The organism is Phenylobacterium sp. (assembly GCF_036963605.1).
GTDB lineage: Bacteria > Pseudomonadota > Alphaproteobacteria > Caulobacterales > Caulobacteraceae > Phenylobacterium.
Window position 1 is genome coordinate 15,230 of record NZ_JBALUY010000007.1, and the last position, 14,478, is coordinate 29,707.

The following is a 14,478-nucleotide window of genomic DNA, read 5'->3' on the forward strand; positions in this document are numbered from 1 at the left end:
CTGAGATTTGGTCTCAAGGGGAGCCCAATGGCGGCGGGCGTGTTAGGTCTGACCCATGGCTGAACCCCGCATCGCGCTGGAGCGCGTCACCAAGACCTATGGCGCGCATGTGGCGCTGTCTGAGGCCAGCCTCACCGTGCGGGCCGGCGAGTTCGTGGCCCTGGTGGGCGCGTCGGGCTCGGGCAAGACCACCCTGCTCAAGACCATCAATGGCCTGATCGCCCCGGACGGCGGCGAGGTGCGGATCGAAGGCGAGGCGGTCGGCGCCCTGGCGCCCCACCTCCTGCGTCGACGCATCGGGTATGTCTTCCAGGAGGTGGGCCTGTTCCCGCACCTGACCGTGGCCGAGAACATCACCATTACGCCGAAGCTGCTGGGCTGGGACAAGGCCAGGCGCGCCGCGCGGTCGGCTGAACTGCTGGATCTCGTCGCCCTGCCGCGGGAGATGGGCGGCCGCTTTCCCGCCGCCCTGTCTGGTGGTCAGCAGCAAAGGGTTGGCGTGGCCCGGGCCCTGGCCGCCGAGCCGCACATCTTGCTGATGGACGAGCCCTTCGGGGCGCTTGATCCCCTGACCCGCGACGCGCTCGGCGACGACTACCGCGCCCTGCATGAGCGGCTGAACCTGGCCACCGTGATGGTCACCCACGACATGACGGAGGCCCTGCTGCTGGCCGACCGCATCGTGGTGGTGGCGCAGGGGCGCCTCATCGCCGATGGTACGCCGCAGGCGCTTGCGGCTTCGGCCGATCCGGAGGTCTCCGCCCTGCTGGCCGCGCCACGCCGGCAGGCCGAACGGCTGCGCGCCCGCCTGGGAGAGACCGTATGAGCCCGCAGGTGGAGGCGGCCTTCGCCCGCCTGCCGGAGTATCTGGCCTGGCATGTCCTGCTCAGCGCCTCGGCGTTGGGCCTAGGCCTGCTGATCAGCCTGCCGCTCGCCGTGGCCGCCAGCCGCAATCGCCACATCCGCTGGCCGGTGCTAGCCGGCGCCAGCCTGATCCAGACCATCCCCAGCCTGGCCCTGCTGGCGCTGTTCTTCCCGCTGCTGCTGGTGATCTCGGCGGCGAGCGAGGATCTGATCGGCCATGGCTTCTCGGCGCTGGGCTTCCTGCCGGCCCTGCTGGCGCTGACCCTCTATTCGATGCTGCCCATCGTGCGGAACGGGACCACCGGCATCCTCTCGGTGAGCCCGGCCATCATCCAGGCCGCCGAGGGCGTCGGCATGACGCCCCGCCAGCGGCTGTTCCAGGTGGAGCTGCCCCTGGCCGCCCCGGTCATCATGGCCGGGGTGCGTACCGCCGCGGTCTGGACCATCGGGGCGGCGACCCTCTCGACCCCGGTCGGCCAAACCAGCCTGGGCAACTACATCTTCTCCGGCCTGCAGACCGAGAACTGGGTGCTGGTGCTGTTCGGCTGCGGGGCCTCGGCCCTGTTGGCCATGGTCACCGACCAGCTGCTCGGCCTGATCGAGGCCGGCGCAGCCAAGCGGGACGTCAGGCGCGCGGCGATCGGCGCAGCGGGCATCCTGATCGGCGTCGTCGTCGCCCTGACCCCGCTGATCAGCTTCGGCAAGCCCGCCAGCTATGTGGTCGGGGCCAAGAACTTCTCGGAGCAGTACATCCTGGCCGAGATGATGGCCGAGCGGATCGAGGATCTGGGCGGCGAGGCGCGGATGAAAGAGGATCTCGGTTCGGCCATCGCCTACCGCGCCTTGGCCTCGGGCGAGATCGACGTCTATGTCGACTATTCCGGCACGCTCTGGGCCAATGTCCTCAACCGGGAAGACAATCCCGGCCGTCAGGCGGTGCTCGAAGAGCTGACGGAAGAGCTGGCGGAGCGGGACGGCGTTCTGGTCCTCGGCTCGCTGGGTTTCGAGAACGCCTATGCGCTCGCCATGCGACAGGACCGCGCTGCGGAGCTGGGCATCACGACCCTCGATGATCTGGCCCGGCGCTCGGCCAGCCTGACCATGGGCGGCGACCTGGAGTTCTTCGCCCGCCCCGAATGGCAGGCCATCGATGAGGCCTATGGCTTCGATTTCCAGGCCAGGCGGTCCTTCCAGCCGACCTTCATGTTCCGGGCGGTGACCTCGGGCGATGTGGACGTGATCTCGGCCTTCTCCAGCGACGGCCGCATCGCCGCCGACGACCTGGTCACCCTGGCCGATCCCCGCCAGGCCCTGCCGCCCTATGACGCTGTGGTGCTGATCGCGCCCGACCGGGTGAACGACGCCCGGCTGCTGGCGGCCCTGCGGCCGCTGATCGGGTCGATCCCGGTGGAGGCTATGCGCGACGCCAACTACAGCGTCGATCGGGACGCCGACAAGCTGCGCCCGGTCGAGGCCGGTCGCGCGCTATCCCAGGCGCTGGGCCTGGACTGAGCGCCTCAGCGCTGGTTGTCGGAGCTCGGCGGCGGAGCCAGCAGGCGCGCGCCCTCGGGCGTAATATCCCAGCCCTGGCGGCTGCGGACGGCCAGGCCCAGCTCCACCAGGACCCGGGCGTCGCTGATGTTCACAAAGGGCACCTCGCCCCCCGCCTTCTTGCGGCTGAGGTTCTTGAGGGCGTGGAGTTGGCCTTCGGTCAGGTCACCCATTCGAGCCGGTCTCTTTCTTCTGTCTAGCGGGTGCTGCGGCGGTCGTTCAGCAGCGACTTGCGTGGCGCGCTGGCGGCGGTCGGCGTGGTCGAGCGGGGATCGACCAGGTCGCGGCGGGCGGGGGCCTGCTGGCGCGGCTCATAGATTTTCATGGAGTTCGGCCTTTCGGGCCTGGCCGCGGCGGGGGTTCCGCCATGCGACGATCCATCCTCTTAGCACGCCAGCAGCCTTCTGTCGGGCCTCACGCGCGCGGTGCGGCGCCCTGATCGATGCGTTCGTCGCCGGTGAACACCTCAAAGCCATCGCGCCGCGCCACGCCCACCAGGGTCATGCCGGCCGCCTCGGCCGTGCGGATGGCCAGCGCCGTGGGGGCCGAGACCGCGATGATCACCTGGGCGCCGATCATGGCGGCCTTCTGCACCATCTCCACCGAGACGCGGCTGGTCAGCACGACCGCGCCGGGCGGAGCGGGCGTGGCGGCCATGGCCAGGGCGCCGGCCAGCTTGTCCAGGGCGTTGTGCCGACCGACATCCTCGCGCACGGCGAGATAGCCGCCGCCCGGGCTCCACCAGCCGGCGGCATGCACGGCCCGGGTGAGGTCCCCCAGGGTCTGGAGCTGTGGCAGGGCGTCAATGGCCGCGTGGATGTCTCCTGGCCGCAGGGTCAGGCCGTGGCCGACTGCGGGCGGGGCGCGAAGGGCCTGGGCCAGGCTGTCGACGCCGCACAGGCCGCAGCCGGTGGGACCGGCCTGTCGTCGGCGTCGGGCCGCGGCGGCCGCCGAACTGCGGGGGCTGAGCCACATCCGCACCTCGATCCCATCCTGGCCGGCCACCACATCGATATCGCGGACGTCTGAGACGTTGGCGATGACGCCTTCGGTCAGGCTGAACCCGAGCCCGAACTCCACGAGATCCGAGGGCGTGGCCATCATCACAGCGGTGGTCGAGGCGTCGTGGACCAGCGCCACGGCGGTTTCTTCAGGCACTTCCCGCGGGATGGAGGCGGCGGTCGACCCACGAAACCGCAGAGGCCGGGTGCGAACGGCGTCGGGAATCTCCGGGTTCGAAGGATCCTGGCTGCGCAACATTGTGAACTCTTCCCCGAAGCCAGCGGCGCGAAGCGGGCGAACCCAAACGGCGGCTGCGCCGTTAGCCTCCAGACCCTCGCTGTGACCCTTGCTGTACGCGGAGACCCCATGACCCGTTCCAAACCCCGCACCTTCGGCCAGGTGAAGATTGGTCCCTATGAAGGTCCGGCCGGGGGCTGGGGCTCGATGATCGGCATGGGCAAGGTGGTGGGCCGCGAGGGCGACCTGCCGGTCGGCCAACTCCTGCGGCAGAACAAACCCGACGGTTTCATGTGTGTCAGCTGCGCTTGGGCCAAGCCCGCCAAGCCGCACCCGGCGGAGTTCTGCGAGAACGGCGCCAAGGCGACCATCTGGGACCTGACGCCGCGCCGGGCGACCCTGGACTTCTTCGCTCGGCACACGGTCACCGAGCTGCGGGACTGGACCGATCATGAGCTGGAGCAGGCCGGTCGGCTCACTGCGCCGATGCGCTACGACGCGGCCAGCGACCGCTATGTGCCCTGCGACTGGCAGGAGGCGTTCGACGCCATCGGCGCCGAGCTGAAGCGCCTGGAGCCCACCTCGGCGGTGTTCTACGCCTCGGGCCGAGCCTCCCTGGAGACGTCGTACATGTACGCCCTGATGGCGCGGATGTACGGCAGCCAGAACCTGCCCGACAGCTCCAACATGTGCCACGAATCCACCTCGGTGGGCCTGACCCAGAGCATCGGGGCGCCGGTGGGCACCGTCACCCTGGAAGACTTCCACAAGACCGACTTCCTGTTCTTCTTCGGCCAGAATGTCGGCTCCAACAGCCCGCGCATGCTGCACGACCTGCAGAAGGCGGTGCGGCGCGGGGCGACCATCATCACCTTCAATCCCTTGCGCGAGCGGGGCCTGGAGGCGTTCCGCAATCCGCAGTCGCCCTTCCAGATGCTGACGCCCGACGTCACCGAGATCAGCGCCCAGTATCACCAGGTGAAGACCGGCGGAGACCTGGCGGCCATCACCGGCCTCTGCAAGTGGCTGATCGAGGCCGACGAGATGGCCCGCGCCGCCGGCAATCCGGCGCTGCTCGATCACGACTTCATCGCCGACTACACCCAGGGCTTCGGGGCCTTCGCCGACTTCTGCCGCCAAGCCGACTGGGCCGATATCGAACGGGAATCGGGCCTCTCCGTCGCCGCCCTGGCCGGCGCGGCTCGGGCCTATGGCGAGAGCCAGGCCGCGATCGGCGTCTACGGCATGGGCCTCACCCAGCAGCGGCTGGGTGTCGAGAACGTCAACATGATCTGCAACCTGATGATGCTGCGGGGCAATGTGGGTCGGCCCGGCTCCGGCCTCTGCCCCGTGCGCGGCCATTCCAATGTCCAGGGGCAGCGCACCGTCGGCATCACCGAGAAGCCCGAGCTGGCGCCCCTCGACCGCCTGGCCGAGCAGTATGGCTTCGAGCCGCCCCGGGAAAAGGGCATGACTACGGTGGAGGTGTGCGAGGGCGTGCTGGATGGGACCGTGCGGGCCTTCATCGGCCTGGGCGGCAACTTCCTGCGCGCCGTGCCCGACAGCCCGCGGGTGGAGGCGGCCTGGACCGGCCTCGACCTCACGGTCCAGATCGCCACCAAGCTCAACCGCAGCCACCTGGTGAACGGCAGGACTGCTTACCTTCTGCCCTGCCTCAGCCGCATCGAGGAGGACGTGCAGGCCACCGGCCCGCAGACCGTGTCGATGGAGGACTCCACCAGCTGCGTCCACGCCTCTGACGGAACCCATCCGCCGGCCAGTCCCGACCTGAAGTCCGAGCCGGCCATCGTCGCCGGGATCGCCAAGGCCCTGCTGGCGCCCAACCCCAAGGTGGACTGGGACGCCTGGACCGCCGACTACGGCCAGGTGCGCGACGCCATCGAGGGGACCTATCCGGACAAGTTCGCCGACTTCAACGGCCGCTTCCGCCAGCCCGGCGGCTTCCACCGGGGTAATCCGGCCAAGGAGCGGGACTTCAGCAGCATGGAGGGCGGCCGCGCCCGGTTCATCGTTCCGTCCAGCCTTTCGGCGGTGGGTTTCGCCGACCAGGCCGACCTGTTCCGGCTGATGACCCTGCGGTCCAACGATCAGTTCAACACCACGGTCTATGGCTATGATGACCGGTTCCGCGGCATCCAGGGGACCCGTGACGTGGTGCTGATCAACACCGCCGATATGGAGAGGCTGTCCCTGAGCGAAGGCCAGGTGGTGACCCTGGTCACCGAGAGCGAGGACGGGATCGACCGGCGCAAGGGCGGCCTGCGGGTCACGGCCTATGACATTCCGCCGGGCTGTCTGGGCGCCTACTATCCCGAGTGCAACGTGCTGGCGCCGGTCGCTCACCATTCGAAACAGGCCCTGACGCCGGCGGTGAAGGGCATTCCGGTGCGGATCGTAGCTTAAGGCGGAGCCGCGAACCGGTTAGGCTTGGCCATGCCTGAGTCCCAGCCCCACATCTTCGTCACCGGCGCCACCCGCGGCATCGGCGCGGCCATCGTCCAGTCGCTAGCTGCGCGCGGCGCCAAGGTCATCGGCCAGGGCACGCGCGCCGCCCCCGGCATCCTAGCCGCCGATCTCAGCCAGGCCGGCGCCGGTGACGAATTGTGGGGCGCGGCGCTGGACGCCCTGGACGGTCGCATCGACGTCCTGATCAATAATGCCGGGGTCTTCGAGGCCATTCCGGTCGATGCGCCGGACGCCGAGTGGCAGGCCAGCTGGGCCCGCACCATGCAGATCAACCTGCAGGGCTCGGCCGATCTCTGCCGGCGCATGGTGCTGCACGCGACCGCCCGCGAGGTCGGCCTCAAAGGCCTGCGTGGCCGCATCGTCAATGTGGCCAGCCGGGCGGCCTATCGCGGGGATTCGCCGGCCCACTGGCACTATGCGGCGTCCAAGGCCGGCATGGTGGCCATGACCAAGTCCATCGCCCGTGGCTATGCGGGTCAGGGCGTCGCCGCCTTCGCCATCTGTCCCGGCTATGTGATGACCGGGATGGCTGACGACTATCTGGCCAGCCGCGGTGGGGACAAGCTGCTGGCCGACATTCCCCTGGGGCGCGTGGCCCAGCCGGAGGAGGTGGCGAGTATCGCGACCTACCTGGCCCTGGACGCGCCGGCCTCCATGACCGGGGCGGTGCTGGACGTGAACGGGGCCAGCTTCGTGCGCTAGGGCGCGTGCTAGCCAGCGCCAATAGGATGGGGCTAAAGCCTCTCGCTCATAAGAACACCGCCCCAGGAGCGCGCCATGCAAGGCCCGACGTCCCACTTCTATTTCTCCCAGCGCCTGCGCCTGCACTATGTGGACTGGGGCAATGAGGGCGCAGAGCCCCTGCTGCTGGTCCACGGGGGCCGCGACCACTGCCGCAACTGGGACTGGGTGGCCCAGCGCCTGGCCGACCGCTACCACATCATTGCGCCCGATCTGCGCGGCCACGGGGACAGCGCCTGGTCCATCGGCGGCGGCTATGACATGGCCTCCTACATCTATGACATCGCCCAGATCGTGCACCAGAAGGCCATGGCCCCGGTCACGATCATCTCCCACTCCATGGGGGCGGGGATCGCGCTGAACTATTGCGGCGCCTATCCCGACCAGGTGAAGAAGGTCGTCGCCATCGAGGGCCTGGGTCCGTCGCCCGCGGTGATGGAGGAACAGGCCAAGCGCACGGTGGACCAGCGCCTGCGCGACTGGATCGAGGACCGGCGCAAGAATTCCGGCCGCAGCCCCCGCCGCTACGCCACCCTGGAGGACGCGGTGGCCCGCATGGCCGAGGAAAACCCGCACCTGTCGCCTGAACAGGCCCGGCACCTGACCATCTATGGCGCCCTGCAGAACGAGGACGGGACCTATAGCTGGAAGTTCGACAACCATTCCCGCTGGGGCCTGGGCGGCCTGTCCCACGCCGATCAGCATTACCTCTGGAGCCAGATCACCTGCCCGGTCCTGCTGATGCGCGGCGAGGAATCCTGGGCCTCAGACCCGGAGGCCGACGGCCGCATCCAGCACTTCCAGAACGCCCGCCTGGTCAATTTCGAAGGCGCCGGCCACTGGGTTCACCACGACCAGCTGGAGGCCTTCATGGCCGAGGTGGAGGGGTTTTTGGCGGAGTAGGGAAGCCCCGAAGGCTGCCGGCTTACAAAAAAACCACCAACTGTACCCGGACCACACTTTTGCCGAGAGTTGTTCGCTGACCTGCGTTATACGGGTGGGGTGGACGCGGGGGTGGAAATGAAGTCCGTATTAGCGATTGTCGCCTGTTTGAGCTTGGCCGCCTGCGCAACTCAACCGTCAAAGTGGACCGACACTTACGAGTTGGGCAAGGCGGCGAATGGGCCGCCTCTTACGAAAGAGGATGCGGGGCCAGCGTGGGCGCGGGCCGAAGGAACCGGCGACGGCGCTACCAAGGCCCGCTACGAGGTTCTGGAAATCCTGATTAGGAAATCAGACATCCTCTGTGAGAACTATCTCGTTGGGTTAAGTATTCAGCGAAACTCGATCTCAAGTGGACTCGACATCGCGGGACTTGCCTTTAGTACGGCTGGAAGTCTGACGACTCCGGCGCGAAGCGCAAATCTGTTATCTGGTATCTCGACGGCCTTCCAAGGTTCGCGCCAAAAGCTGACAGATAATATTTTCGGAGGTCGTGAATATCCCCTCCTCTATGCAGCTGTAAAGGAAGGCAGGAGGCAGCAGCGGAAGGAGCTCATGACGCGAATTGAGCGGCGCGATTTTGATGAATGGGATCCAGAATCTATTCTCACCTTGGTCCAGGCTTATAATATCGACTGCGGTATCAACTATGGCCTCCACCGTATAAACACGTCTCTGGTTGATCCGGACGGCCAGGATGATCGGGATACTACGTTGACCAGCCTAGACCCTGAAGTGAGTGCGGAGGAGGATGTCTCCCCCCAACCGGAGCCAAGGGTAGCCTCAGATAACTTGTGATGGGGCAAATTAAGCTGATGCGCGGCGAGGAATCCTGGGCCTCAGACCCGGAGGCCGACGGCCGCATCCAGCACTTCCAGAACGCCCGCCTGGTGAACTTCGAAGGCGCCGGCCACTGGGTGCATCACGACCAGCTGGAGGCCTTCATGGCCGAGGTGGAGGGGTTTCTGGCGGAGTAGACCCTAGCCGAGGAACAGGGTCGCGCCGCTGACATAGGCGATCAGCAGGACCAGGGTTCCGATGATCACCCGGTGGCTGCGCGCCGTGGCGGCCAGGATCAGCGCGCCGTAGTAGACCAGGTTCACCGCCATCCAGGCGGCCACGTCCAGAAGCGGCGCGCGCGCCTCCACGGCGCTCGCGAAGGTGGGGATCAGCGAGATGATGTTGCTGACGATCACGCAGAACACCACCGGGCGCCGGTGCTGCAGGATGTGGCTGGTCAGGGTGTCCACGTCGCCTTCCTTGGGGAAGACCTGGGTGGCGGCGAAATAGTAGAGCAGGGCGACCACGGCAGCCCCCACCGCATGGGCGAACTCGACGGAATTGAGCGCCCGCCACTCCCAGGCGCCGACCCAGAAGGTGATCAGGTCGAGGAACAGCAGGATGGCGAACAGCGGGGCGATCACGCCCAGCGGCCGGGCGGCCCGCTCGTCATAGGCCCGGGAAAACCCGGCCACGATCTCGGTCACCGCCAAGCCCAGCAGCAGGCCGTAGAAGGCGAACAGGAAGCTGAATTCGTCGCTCAAGACCGCTCCCTTCGCAGTCGCCCGTGCAGACTAGCGCCAGAGGGCGCGGTCACAACCCTCTGGCGCCGACGTCACGTCTAGAAGGCCACTCGCAGGCCGAGGCTGGCGCCGTGGGCGTCCTGGTCCTCGGCGTGAACATAGAAGCCGCGCAAGCTGGCCTCCAACGCGCCCCAGTCGGCCGCAAGGCCGCCGGCCAGGGTCACGGGGTCGTCCAGTTCGCCCAGCCTGCCGTTGACCTGCGCCCCCAGCATGGCGGCGTCGATCACATAGTCGCTGTCGCCCCAGCTCGCGTCATAGCGCACGGAGATGTCGCCCGAGACGCTGGCCGAGCCCATGGGCCGGGCGGCCAGGAGGAGCTCCACACCGGGACCGGCCTGATAGCGGGTCAGCTCCACGTCCTCCACGGCCAGGTTGAAGACGTCGCCGCCGCGCTCGTTGAAGCCGTCCAGCGTCTGGTGCGACACCCGGGCGTGGAGGAATGGGCGGATGGCCGCTTGCCCAGCCGGCAGGCGCAGGCCGATGCGGCCGTCGGCGAACAGGCCGTAGCCGTCGGTCTCGGCCGTGGCGGTCAGCCCTTGCCCCTCGAGCGCCGTTCCGGCCGCCCCGGCCAGGCTGCCGCGGGTGAAGCTGTAGTCGCGCCGGTGGACACCGGCCGATCCCTCGGCGAACAGCACGCCGCGGGTGGCCGCGCCATAGCCGGCCAGGGTGAAGCTCTCCACCTTGGCGCTGTTGGCCAGGCCCGGCTCGTCGAGGTCGGTGGTGGTCCAGGCCAGCGCCGCGCCCAGCCGGGCGTCCTGGCCGAGCGTGCGGTCATAGCCGGCCGCCAGGCCAAGGGTGTCGGCCCGGGCTTCGTTGGCCGTGGCGGTTTCGTCATGGCGGCTCCGGCCGCCGAGGGCTGTGGCCCAGGCGCCGCTGGCCCCGCGAGCCTTCAGCCGGGCGTCGAGGCCCTGGATCAGCACCGCCTGGCCCTCGTCGGCGGCCCAGCCCGCATTGGCCGCGAGTTCGAGGCCAAGGCCTGAGCGCGCCGCGGCCATATTGCCCATGTTCAGCAGGCCCCAGCCGTACACGGGATCGACGCCGGCCGCGCCGATGTCGGTGGAGGTGACCAGGACGAAGCGCGCCAGCTCGGCGCCCGAGGCGGCAGGGAACATCTCGCGGGCCACGGCGACCGCGCCGGTGACGTGCGGCGCGGCCATGGAGGTGCCGCTGGAAAAGTCGTAGCCGCCCTGCGCCAAGGGGACCGTCGACACTATGCCTTCATCGCCGCCGGCGCCCCCGGGCGCGGCCAGGCACCACTGGGCCGCCAGGCCGCAGTGATTGGCGTAGTCCACCGGCTCACCGGTGCGCGAAACCGCGGTCACGGCCAGCCAGTTGGCCTGCAACTCGGCGAAATAGTAGGGCAGGCCCGCCTGGGTGTTCGGCTGGCTCTGCGACTCGTTGCCGGTGGCGAAGACGATCACCGAGTCCAGCGCCACCGCGCGGCGGAACACCTCGATCTGGCCGCGCATGGCGGTGTCCAGCCTGGCCCGGCCCTCGGGCGTGCCGGTATAGTAGTTGAAGCCCCATGAGTTGTTGAAGATCCGCACATTGGCGTCCAGCGCCCGGGCATAGACGCTGGCGATGGCGGCGTCGGCCGCGGCTTCGTCATCGTCGGGGCCCGTCTGCGGGACCAGCATGGCGATCTTGGCGTCATAGGCGACGCCCTGCAGGCCGGTCCCGTTGCGGGCCGCGGCGATGATGCCGGCCACATGGGTGCCGTGCATGTCATAGTCCCGGACCACTGGCCCCTGGATATTGGCGTCATAGGAGACGTCGGCGAGGTTGGGCGCCAGATCGGGGTGGCTGGCGTCGAGCCCGCTGTCCAGCACGCCGACGATCACGCCCTTGCCGGTGAAGCCCAGGGCGTTGGCCGCCTGGGCGTTGATCAGCACCAGGCCCTCATTGGCCGTCGCCTCGGAATAGTCCTGCGCCAGGACAGGCGAGGCCGCAAACGCGCCGACGGCCACCGCCAGCGCACTGAATGACTTAAAGAACATTGGAACAAATACCCCCGTTATGGTGGCTGATTACCACCCTGACGGGAAATGCAACATTCTTTTGCGCGGTGAAGCTTGGGCGATTGCGGGGGGCGGGGCTCTCCCTTGCCCAGGCGTCGCGAGGCGGATCCCGGCGACGCCCACTAGCGAATCCACGCCGCGCGGGCCAATTCGGGGGAACTGACGTGATGGTCTCCGCGCTGCCTGGAATGTTCCAAGCTCAGCCGTCCTATCTGACGCATCGCTGGCGACAAGGTCATCCAGGAGAGAGCTTTGCCCGAATTCGACCCCTCAGCGACAGGGGCCCCGGTGACCGCGCAGCGGATGGTTGATGCGGGATTTCGGGAGATGGCCAACGCCGCCCCTGTGATCGTATGGGTGACGAATCCGAGCGGCTATTGTGTTTATCTAAACAAACGCTGGCATGAGTATACTGGGCAGACCCCGGAGCAGGCCGAAGGTTACGGCTGGCTGGACGCGACCCATCCTGACGACAAGGCGGAAGCTGAGCGCATCTTCCTTGACGCGAATGCTCGACAGGCGGCGTTCCGATTAGAGTATCGATTGCGGGGCGCCGATGGCGTTTTTCGCTGGGCGATTGATCTTGCGAGTCCGAACTTCGGCGCCGACGGGGCCTACCTGGGCTATGTCGGTTCGGTCATCGACATTCAGGATCGCAAGGCCGCGGAGCAGTCGCTCGCCGAGAGCGAGGAAAGGCTGCGTCTCGCCACCGAGAATGCTGACGTCGGTTTCTGGGACGTTGACGTGGTGCGCGACCGGTTGATCTGGCCATCCCGCGTGAAGGCCATGTTCGGCATATCGCCCGACGCTCCCGTCTCGATGACCGACTTCTATGAGGGCTTGCATGCCGATGACCGCGAGCGGACGGCCGCAGCGTTCGCCGCTGCGATCGATCCGATGCAGCGCGCCCTATACGACGTGGAGTATCGCACCGTCGGCAAGGAAGATGGCCGGGTGCGCTGGGTGGCGGCCAAAGGACGGGGGTTGTTCGACGAGGGGGGCAACTGCGTCAGGGTTGCCGGCACGGCCGTCGACATCACCGCCCGCCTCAAGGCCGAGGACGCTCTGCAGGCCAGCGAGGCGCGCTACCAAGCATTGTTCGAGGCGATCGACGCAGGGTTTTGCGTGGTCGAGGTGGATCCGGACGCCTTTGGCGGACGCGCCGACTACAGAGTGGTCGAGGCCAACCCCGCCTTCTACACCCACACCGGCTTTGATCGCGGCGTTTTCGGCAAATGGCTACGAGAGGCAGTTCCGGAGCTAGAGGAACGCTGGTTTGAGACTTACGCCCACGTGGCCCGCACCGGGGAGGTGGTGCGATTCGAGCAGGGCTCCGACCACCTCGGCCGTTGGTTCGACGTCCATGCCTTCCCCACTGGATCGCGCGACCGCAATCGCATCGCCATACTCTTCAATGACATCTCCGCCCGCCGAAACGCCGAGATGCAGCTCCGCGCCCTAAACGACACGTTAGAAGCTAGAATCGAGGAAGCGCTCAGTCAGCGCGAATTGCTCGCCATCATCGTCGAGCGGACCGAAGATCCGATGCAGATTCTGGATCGGAACTACCGCTGGCTTGCCTTTAATTCGGCCTGCGCTCGCGATTACAAGGACCTCTACGGTAAAGCCCCGACGGTCGGACAGAGCCTGCACGACCTGCTCGCAGACAAGCCCGCCGATCTGGCCGAGGCACTCGCCGTGTGGTCGCGAGCGCTCGGGGGCGAGGCCTTCACCCAGATCGCGGAGTTTGGCGACCCGGCCCTCCAGCGGCGCGGCTACGAAATGAAATTCGAGATCCTGCGGGATGCCGATGGCGAACAGATCGGCGCCTTCCTTATGGGACGGGACGTGACGCAGAAGCTGGAGGCGGAAACCCGCTTGAAGGCCGCTGAGGAGCAGTTACGGCAGTCCCAGAAGATGGAGGCGATGGGCCAACTGACCGGCGGCGTCGCTCACGATTTCAACAATCTCCTCACCCCGATCATCGGCACACTGGACCGGATGCAATCCAGGGGCGTGGGCGATCCACGCGAACAGCGCCTGATCGCCGGAGCCTTGCACTCGGCCGATCGCGCAAAAACCTTGGTCCAGCGTCTACTGGCCTTCGCCCGACGCCAACCCTTGCAGCCCGTCGCCGTGGACATCGCCAAGCTCGTTACAGGGATGGCGGACCTCATCTCGAGCACGACAGGGCCGCAAATTCGTGTGGTCGTCGAGGCTGACGAGGCTCTGCCGACCGCTACCGCTGACCCGAACCAGATCGAGATGGCGCTGCTCAACCTGTCGGTGAACGCCCGCGACGCCATGCCGACCGGTGGCGTTTTGCGCCTCTCGGCGACTGCCGAGACCATCGGCGTCGATGGCCCGGGCGGCTTGCCGGGCGGCGACTACATCCGGCTGTCGGTGGCTGACACTGGCGTTGGTATGGACGCGGCCACTCAAGCTCGAGCCATCGAGCCATTCTTCAGCACGAAGGGCGTAGGCAAGGGCACCGGCCTTGGCCTCTCAATGGCCCACGGCCTGGCCTCGCAACTGGGCGGCGCCCTGACGATCAGGAGCAAGCTTGGCCTGGGCACCAATGTCGAGCTCTGGCTCCCGGTCAGCGGCGCCGAACCGCCGGTTCCCGCCGCTCGACCTGTCGCGGACCCGTCTGGCGCGCGCGGCGTCGTCATGCTGGTGGACGACGAAGAGGCGGTTCGTTTCACGACGGCCGAGATGCTCGCCGATCTCGGATACGAGGTCATTGAGATGTCTTCGGCGGAGGAGGCTTTGCGACAAGCCCGCCTCGGACGCAAATTCGACCTCCTGGTTACTGACCACCTCATGCCGGGCATGAACGGGACTGATCTGGCCCAGGAGCTCCGCAATGAGAGGCCCCACCTGCCTGTCCTGCTCGTGTCTGGGTACGCAGAGTTCGAAGGCGTGGCCCCAGACCTTGTCCGCCTGGCCAAGCCCTTCATCAAGGACGAGCTGGCTGAGCGTCTTGCGGAGGTCGACCCGCCACGCAACAGCCGCTCGACTGGCGCGTAGGATCAAGGTTGGCGCGACGGGGG

General features: G+C 67.5%; 13 protein-coding genes. 8 read left to right on the forward strand and 5 right to left on the reverse strand.

All coding sequences use genetic code 11. From position 1 onward, the window contains the following. The first annotated feature begins 55 nt into the window (after positions 1-55). Together V7702_RS02515 and V7702_RS02520 are read left to right on the forward strand one after the other, a co-directional pair. The gene (locus V7702_RS02515; RefSeq protein WP_335648568.1) at positions 56-826 is read left to right on the forward strand and encodes an ABC transporter ATP-binding protein; all 771 of its coding nucleotides are present in this window, start codon (positions 56-58) and stop codon (positions 824-826) included. Beyond that, positions 823-2,376, forward strand: coding sequence for an ABC transporter permease/substrate-binding protein (locus tag V7702_RS02520; RefSeq protein WP_335648569.1), 1,554 nt, complete (start codon positions 823-825; stop codon positions 2,374-2,376). The genes V7702_RS02515 and V7702_RS02520 overlap by 4 nt, the downstream gene beginning before the upstream one ends. A gap of 5 nt (positions 2,377-2,381) precedes the next feature. On the opposite strand, the gene V7702_RS02525 is transcribed toward V7702_RS02520, so the two are convergent. The 3 genes from V7702_RS02525 to fdhD all read right to left on the reverse strand — a co-directional run bounded on the left by V7702_RS02525 (position 2,382) and on the right by fdhD (position 3,675). After that, positions 2,382-2,588 carry a hypothetical protein gene (locus tag V7702_RS02525; RefSeq protein ID WP_335648570.1) on the reverse strand — a complete coding sequence of 69 codons (207 nt, stop codon included), beginning with the start codon at positions 2,586-2,588 and terminating at the stop codon, positions 2,382-2,384. A 23-nt stretch (positions 2,589-2,611) separates the two neighbouring features. Beyond that, positions 2,612-2,740 carry a hypothetical protein gene (locus V7702_RS02530; protein WP_335648571.1) on the reverse strand — a complete coding sequence of 43 codons (129 nt, stop codon included), beginning with the start codon at positions 2,738-2,740 and terminating at the stop codon, positions 2,612-2,614. An 89-nt stretch (positions 2,741-2,829) separates the two neighbouring features. Continuing rightward, positions 2,830-3,675 (reverse strand): formate dehydrogenase accessory sulfurtransferase FdhD, encoded by an 846-nt coding sequence (fdhD, locus tag V7702_RS02535; protein WP_335648572.1) that lies wholly within the window; start codon positions 3,673-3,675, stop codon positions 2,830-2,832. Positions 3,676-3,783: 108 nt separating this feature from the next. Between fdhD and V7702_RS02540 the strand changes: the two genes are divergently transcribed. The 5 genes from V7702_RS02540 to V7702_RS02560 all read left to right on the forward strand — a co-directional run bounded on the left by V7702_RS02540 (position 3,784) and on the right by V7702_RS02560 (position 8,801). Further along, positions 3,784-6,078: an FdhF/YdeP family oxidoreductase gene (locus V7702_RS02540; RefSeq protein ID WP_335648573.1), complete on the forward strand. Its 2,295-nt coding sequence runs from the start codon at positions 3,784-3,786 to the stop codon at positions 6,076-6,078. Between the two features lie 30 nt (positions 6,079-6,108). Further along, positions 6,109-6,843, forward strand: coding sequence for an SDR family NAD(P)-dependent oxidoreductase (locus V7702_RS02545; protein ID WP_335648574.1), 735 nt, complete (start codon positions 6,109-6,111; stop codon positions 6,841-6,843). A gap of 75 nt (positions 6,844-6,918) precedes the next feature. Further along, complete coding sequence (locus tag V7702_RS02550) at positions 6,919-7,785, forward strand: alpha/beta fold hydrolase (RefSeq protein WP_335648575.1); 867 nt, start codon at positions 6,919-6,921, stop codon at positions 7,783-7,785. Between the two features lie 111 nt (positions 7,786-7,896). Continuing rightward, the gene (locus V7702_RS02555) at positions 7,897-8,622 is read left to right on the forward strand and encodes a hypothetical protein (protein ID WP_335648576.1); all 726 of its coding nucleotides are present in this window, start codon (positions 7,897-7,899) and stop codon (positions 8,620-8,622) included. Then, positions 8,622-8,801, forward strand: a complete 180-nt coding sequence (locus V7702_RS02560; RefSeq protein WP_335648577.1) for an alpha/beta fold hydrolase — start codon at positions 8,622-8,624, stop codon at positions 8,799-8,801. The genes V7702_RS02555 and V7702_RS02560 overlap by 1 nt, the downstream gene beginning before the upstream one ends. A gap of 3 nt (positions 8,802-8,804) precedes the next feature. Here V7702_RS02560 and V7702_RS02565 read toward each other — a convergent pair whose 3' ends face one another. Then, positions 8,805-9,368 carry a hypothetical protein gene (locus tag V7702_RS02565; protein WP_335648578.1) on the reverse strand — a complete coding sequence of 188 codons (564 nt, stop codon included), beginning with the start codon at positions 9,366-9,368 and terminating at the stop codon, positions 8,805-8,807. Between the two features lie 77 nt (positions 9,369-9,445). Continuing rightward, a complete protein-coding gene (locus tag V7702_RS02570) occupies positions 9,446-11,404 on the reverse strand; it encodes a S8 family peptidase (protein ID WP_335648579.1) in 1,959 nt (652 codons plus the stop codon). A 273-nt stretch (positions 11,405-11,677) separates the two neighbouring features. Here V7702_RS02570 and V7702_RS02575 point away from each other — a divergent pair, with 273 nt between their 5' ends. Beyond that, complete coding sequence (locus V7702_RS02575; protein WP_335648580.1) at positions 11,678-14,455, forward strand: PAS domain S-box protein; 2,778 nt, start codon at positions 11,678-11,680, stop codon at positions 14,453-14,455. Positions 14,456-14,478 lie beyond the last annotated feature (23 nt).

Excerpts from the sequence above, each read along its gene's own strand:
- V7702_RS02530 (WP_335648571.1), bottom strand. The coding sequence starts at position 2,740 with ATGAAAATCTATGAGCCGCGCCAGCAGGCCCCCGCCCGCCGCGACCTG.
- V7702_RS02520 (WP_335648569.1), top strand. The coding sequence starts at position 823 with ATGAGCCCGCAGGTGGAGGCGGCCTTCGCCCGCCTGCCGGAGTATCTG.
- V7702_RS02540 (WP_335648573.1), top strand. The coding sequence starts at position 3,784 with ATGACCCGTTCCAAACCCCGCACCTTCGGCCAGGTGAAGATTGGTCCC.
- V7702_RS02545 (WP_335648574.1), top strand. The coding sequence starts at position 6,109 with ATGCCTGAGTCCCAGCCCCACATCTTCGTCACCGGCGCCACCCGCGGC.
- V7702_RS02515 (WP_335648568.1), top strand. The coding sequence starts at position 56 with ATGGCTGAACCCCGCATCGCGCTGGAGCGCGTCACCAAGACCTATGGC.
- V7702_RS02525 (WP_335648570.1), bottom strand. The coding sequence starts at position 2,588 with ATGGGTGACCTGACCGAAGGCCAACTCCACGCCCTCAAGAACCTCAGC.
- V7702_RS02550 (WP_335648575.1), top strand. The coding sequence starts at position 6,919 with ATGCAAGGCCCGACGTCCCACTTCTATTTCTCCCAGCGCCTGCGCCTG.
- V7702_RS02560 (WP_335648577.1), top strand. The coding sequence starts at position 8,622 with ATGGGGCAAATTAAGCTGATGCGCGGCGAGGAATCCTGGGCCTCAGAC.
- V7702_RS02570 (WP_335648579.1), bottom strand. The coding sequence starts at position 11,404 with ATGTTCTTTAAGTCATTCAGTGCGCTGGCGGTGGCCGTCGGCGCGTTT.
- fdhD (WP_335648572.1), bottom strand. The coding sequence starts at position 3,675 with ATGTTGCGCAGCCAGGATCCTTCGAACCCGGAGATTCCCGACGCCGTT.